General features: G+C 76.4%; 2 protein-coding genes and 1 pseudogene. All 3 read left to right on the forward strand.

Features of this window, described 5'->3' with window-relative positions; all coding sequences use genetic code 11:
* The first annotated feature begins 51 nt into the window (after positions 1–51).
* Positions 52–1,026 carry an N-acetyl-1-D-myo-inositol-2-amino-2-deoxy-alpha-D-glucopyranoside deacetylase gene (gene mshB / locus HET64_RS38010; protein ID WP_215111783.1) on the forward strand — a complete coding sequence of 325 codons (975 nt, stop codon included), beginning with the start codon at positions 52–54 and terminating at the stop codon, positions 1,024–1,026.
* Positions 1,023–1,496: a DUF6113 family protein gene (locus tag HET64_RS38015; RefSeq protein ID WP_215111784.1), complete on the forward strand. Its 474-nt coding sequence runs from the start codon at positions 1,023–1,025 to the stop codon at positions 1,494–1,496. Before mshB ends, HET64_RS38015 begins: the two co-directional genes overlap by 4 nt.
* A 175-nt stretch (positions 1,497–1,671) precedes the next feature.
* Positions 1,672–2,806 (forward strand): annotated as a pseudogene (locus HET64_RS38020) (hypothetical protein); the annotation flags it as partial.

A 2,806-nucleotide genomic window follows, 5' to 3' on the forward strand; every position in this document is an offset into this window, starting at 1 on the left:
GCGCAGGGGCGCGGGGGCACGGGGGGCCTCCGGGCTCGTAGGGTGGTCCCCATGAAGGACCTCCCCGCCCGCCGTCTGCTGCTGGTGCACGCGCACCCCGACGACGAGTCGATCAACAACGGCGCCACCATGGCCAGGTATGCGGCCGAGGGCGCCCACGTCACGCTGGTGACGTGCACGCTCGGCGAGGAGGGCGAGGTCATCCCGCCCGCGCTCGCCCGCCTCACCGCCGACCGGGACGACGCCCTGGGCCCCCACCGCGTCGGCGAGCTGGCCGCGGCGATGAAAGAGCTCGGCGTCGACGACCACCGCTTCCTCGGCGGGGCCGGCCGCTACCGGGACTCCGGAATGATGGGCGCCGAGCAGAACGGCCGCCCCGGCTCCTTCTGGTCCACCCCGGTGGACGAGGCGGCGGCCCACCTCGTCGAGGTGATCCGTGAGGTCCGCCCCCAGGTCCTGGTCACCTACGACCCGGACGGCGGCTACGGCCACCCCGACCACATCCAGGCCCACCGCGTCGCGATGCGCGCCGCCGACCTGGCCGCCGACCCGGCGTACGGCTCCGACGCACCGCACTCCGTTGCGAAGATCTACTGGAACCGGGTGGAGCGCGCCGTGGCCGAGGCCGGCTTCGAGATGCTGCGCACCACCGCCCCCGGGGCCTTTCCCGGCATCGCCTCCGTGGACGACGTCCCGGGCGTGACCGACGGGGGGCGGATCACCGCGGAGATCGACGGATCGGCCTACGCCGGGGCCAAGTCGGCGGCGATGCGCGCCCACGCCACCCAGATCGCGGTCGACGGCCCGTTCTTCGCCCTCTCCAACGACCTCGGTCAGCCCCTGTTGACGACCGAGCACTACCAACTGGTGCGGGGCGCACCGGGCGTGCCCGAGGGGGAGCGCGAGCGCGACCTCTTCGCGGGCCTGCCGTCCGCCACGGACGCCACGGGAGCCCAGGACGCCACAGGAGCCAAGGACGTCACGGACGCCACGGGCCCCGCGGGCGCCACGGGAGGCACAGCGTGAGCGGGAACCCGGGCAAGGGCCGTGGCCGTGCCGGCTCCTCCCACGCGCCGCGGCGGAACGCGCCGCCCAGGGAGCCCGAGCCCACCGGTTTCGCGGCCCGGCCGAACCCGGCCCGGATCGCCGCCTACTCGGGCTTCGCCGTCCTCGGCGTCCTGGTCGCGATCGCCGGAGCACTCGTCCAAGCCGCCTGGTTCCCGGGCGGGTTGATCATCGCACTGGTGGCCTCCGCGGGCCTCTTCTACGGTGGCCGGATCCTGACCCGCACCCAGATCGGCGCGCTCGCCCCGGCAGGGGGCTGGTTCATCACGGTGTTCCTCCTGCTGAGCGGACGGCCGGAGGGGGACTACGTCTTCGGCGACGAACTCGGCCTGGTGCTGTTCATGCTCGGCGGGACGGTCGCCGCTGTGATGTGCGCCACCACCTCCAGAGTGCCGCAATCGGCCATGCTTAACGGCCGGTCCGGTACATGAAGTGCCAAGTCCGGGTCGGAAAAGACCCCCACAGGTGTGACGCACGGGTGGAGGTTTCACCCGGTCGCGGAGTGTCCGACGGCGGCGGCCAGTATGGTGGTGCGCGCGCCGAGCCGTCCCCTGGCCTGCGGCATGGGGGAAGTACGGGCGGCGGAGCCAATCGGGAGAACCTGCTTTGAGTCGTGAAACTGACAGTTCGTCCTCCGGGCCCCAGCGCCGCGGCGGAGCCGCGTATCCCTCGGGTACGCCGCCGTACGGATCCCGCCAGTATCCGTCGCAGGACGGCTCTGACGAGAACCCGGAATCCGTGGCTGCGCCCCGGCCCGAGGAGCCGAAGACCGAGACGACGCTGACGACGCGCATCCGGATCAACATCCCCGGGTCGCGTCCCATCCCGCCGGTCGTGATGCGTACGCCGATGGCGGAGAGCGACATCGCCGGCGGCCGTTCCGACGCGGAGCGCACCGGCGCCACCCCGCGCCCCGGCACGCCGCCGCCCGCACCCGGAGCCGGGCCCGCGGGCCCGAACGGCGCGGCGGCCGCGGACCGGCCACGGGACGGCGGCCCCGCCGCCGACCCGACGCCCGGCGAGAAGCCGGCCCGGGAGAAGAGCGGCAGCGACTGGTTCGCCCCGCGCAAGGCCTCGGCCACCGGGCCGGGAGCAGCCGCTCAGGGGGCCGGTGCGCCCGGCGCCCCCGGCGGTGCTCCTTCCGGCCCCGGCGGCGCCCAGGGCCCCGGCCCGGGCGGCCCGGGCGCGGGTGGCCCCGGTGGCGGGTCCGACGGCGACGCGGGAAGCCCGCGCCCCGACCTGCCGTACTTCTCGGACGCCCCGCAGTCCGGCGGCGGACCGGGCACGCCCGGCACCGGCACCGGCACCGGCCGCAGCGCGCTCGACAGCTACGGCACGGAGCCCCCCGGCGGAGGCCCGCGTTCCACCCCCGGCCTCGGGGTGCGTCCGCCCGGTCCGTCCGGCCCCACCACGGGACCGGTCACCGGCAGCTCCTCGCTGACCCCGAACCTCGACGGCGTCCCGGGCCTCGGCGGCCCCGGCCCGATGGTCCCGGGCACCCCCGGCGGCGTACCGCCCCGGATGTCCGACGACACCGCGATCCTCACGCCGCAGGCCCCGGCGCCCGATCCCGGCCCCGGTGGCCATGTCTCGGGCGACACGCTCACGAGCGGCATCCCCGTGGTGCCCAGCGAGCCCCGCGCCGCGTTCCCGGGCGGCCCCGGCCCCGGCGGCCCGGTGGCCGGCGGACCTCCGGGCGGCCCGGGCGGGCCCGGTGCTCCCACGCCCGGCCCCGCCGCCC

Origin of the sequence: Streptomyces sp. McG3 (assembly GCF_018619185.1) — a bacterium.
In the GTDB taxonomy this organism is placed as follows: domain Bacteria; phylum Actinomycetota; class Actinomycetes; order Streptomycetales; family Streptomycetaceae; genus Streptomyces.